Source organism: Paracoccus sp. NIOT.M2S5SZ12, assembly GCF_057748165.1.
Map to the genome: position 1 here is coordinate 1 of NZ_JBYLFR010000053.1, position 1,943 is coordinate 1,943.

At 67.0% G+C, this 1,943-nt stretch carries 3 protein-coding genes; all 3 read right to left on the reverse strand.

What is annotated here, in order from left to right; all coding sequences use genetic code 11:
- Positions 1-79: 79 nt before the first annotated feature.
- From AC2SGK_RS18205 to AC2SGK_RS18215, 3 genes are read right to left on the reverse strand one after another with little or no spacing between them, the layout of a single operon-like run.
- Positions 80-676 (reverse strand): ABC transporter ATP-binding protein, encoded by a 597-nt coding sequence (locus AC2SGK_RS18205; RefSeq protein WP_488324788.1) that lies wholly within the window; start codon positions 674-676, stop codon positions 80-82.
- Positions 673-1,713, reverse strand: coding sequence for a FecCD family ABC transporter permease (locus AC2SGK_RS18210; RefSeq protein ID WP_488324789.1), 1,041 nt, complete (start codon positions 1,711-1,713; stop codon positions 673-675). Before AC2SGK_RS18210 ends, AC2SGK_RS18205 begins: the two co-directional genes overlap by 4 nt.
- Entirely contained in the window at positions 1,710-1,832 is a 123-nt protein-coding gene (locus AC2SGK_RS18215) for a hypothetical protein (RefSeq protein ID WP_488324790.1), read from the reverse strand. The genes AC2SGK_RS18210 and AC2SGK_RS18215 overlap by 4 nt, the downstream gene beginning before the upstream one ends.
- Positions 1,833-1,943: the final 111 nt, after the last annotated feature.

The window sequence follows — 1,943 nt, forward strand, 5'->3', positions numbered from 1 at the left end:
GATCCCCGACGCCTCGCCCTCCCGCCTGAGCAGGACGAAGAGCCGCCGGTAACCGAACCGTCGCCTCTCATTGGCCAGATCACGCAAGGTTCAGGTCATGCAGGGCGATGACGCTGGTCAGGTCGAACTGCCGCACCATGCGCAGGATTTCGATCTGATGGTGAATGTCGAGATGGTTCGTCGGCTCGTCGAGGACCATCACCTGCGGGTCCTGGGCAAGGGCACGCGCGATTTGGACACGCTGGCGTTCACCGCCCGACAGGGTTTGCCAGGGCTGCGCCCGGCGATCCGCCATGTCCACGCGTTCTAGCGCGACTGATACCGCGGCCTCGTCCGCGGAGGTCCAGCCTGCCAGCGCCGACCGGTGGGGTGTGCGGCCCAACCGGACGACATCATGGACAGAGACATTGGTGTCGGTCGTGACGTTCTGCTGGACAAAGGCCAGTTGCCGCGCGAGCGCCCTGCGCGAGATCTGCGCGATGTCCTGCCCCAAGATCTCGACCCGTCCGGACCTGGGGGCCTTCAACCCGCACAAGAGCCTGAGCAGCGAGGACTTTCCCGATCCGTTCGGGCCGATCAGGCCAAGGGTTTCGCCCTTGGCGACCGTCAGCGAGACGTCGTTGACGATCGTCCTGCGCTGCACGCCCCAGACAAGGTTCTGCGCCGCCACGGTCATGTCTGCGGCCTTGCGCGGTACAGGATGATTGCAAAGAAGGGCACGCCCACCAGCGCCGTCACGACACCGATGGGGATGGTCTGCTGTTCGGCCACCACGCGTGAGGCGATGTCGGCCAGCACCAGGAACACGGCCCCCACGGCCGCGCAGGCAGGCAGAAGGCGCAGGTGCAGGGGTCCCACGATGTAGCGCGCGGCATGGGGCACCACGAGGCCGACGAAGCCGATGGTGCCGACCATGCTGACGATCGTGGCCGTCATCAGCGCCGTCACGCCGAACAGGATCAGCCGGATGCGCGCCACCGGCACGCCAAGCGACGCCGCATCCTCGTCGCCGAAGGTGAAGGCATCCAGCGACCGCGCCATGAGCAGGCAGATCGCAAGACCGACAGCCACCACGACGATCAGCAGCTGGAAATCCGGCCAGCGCACCCCTCCGAAACTGCCCAGAAGCCAGAACATCACGTCGCGTGCCTGCTGGGCGTTGGCCGACGTGGTGACGATGTAGGAGGTCAGCGCATTGAACAGCTGCGAGGCGGCGACGCCTGCGAGGATCGTGTGGTTCGGGCCGGTCGTGGCGCCGTTCGACAGAAGCGCCACCAGCGCGAAGGCCGAAAAGGCGCCGGCGAAGGCCCCCATCGACAAGGACAGGCTGCCAGCCCCGATCCCCAGCACGATCACCGCCACCGCACCGGTCGAGGCCCCGGCCGACACGCCCAGCACGAAGGGTTCGGCGAGCGCGTTCCGCAGAAGCGCCTGCAGGATCGCCCCGCAGATCGCCAGCCCCGAGCCCGCCAGGGCCGCGACGAGCGCCCGGCTCAGCCGCAGATCCCAGACCACGCTCTGCTCGATCGGCGGGATATCGGCCGTGGTCAGGCCCAGCCCGTTGGTCACGGACAGAAACACCGTGCCGACGCCGATCCTGTAGTCGCCGATCGCGGCCGCAAAGGCGACCGCGATGGCAAGCAGAACCAGGACAGTCCCGAGGAACAAGGCAAGGGTCCTTGCCCCGCCCTGCCGTATTCCCGCAACCGTCATGGCAGATCGAAAGTCCGCAGCTGCGCGGCCAGTTGCTCGGCGCCATAGAGCGTGTTGACCGACGGGTTCATCGACGCCCCGCTCATCACCGCGATCCGTCCGGCCTTGACCGCATCCATCTGGCTGACCGCCGGCGTTGTTGCAGAACTCTCCCCGTGAAGGATTCACTTGGTGAATCCATGCGGTTAGATGGGCAGCATGAGCAAGCCCAAGCCCGCCCGCTACCGCAC

Excerpts from the sequence above, each read along its gene's own strand:
- AC2SGK_RS18210 (WP_488324789.1), bottom strand. The coding sequence starts at position 1,713 with ATGACGGTTGCGGGAATACGGCAGGGCGGGGCAAGGACCCTTGCCTTG.
- AC2SGK_RS18215 (WP_488324790.1), bottom strand. The coding sequence starts at position 1,832 with ATGGATGCGGTCAAGGCCGGACGGATCGCGGTGATGAGCGGGGCGTCG.
- AC2SGK_RS18205 (WP_488324788.1), bottom strand. The coding sequence starts at position 676 with ATGACCGTGGCGGCGCAGAACCTTGTCTGGGGCGTGCAGCGCAGGACG.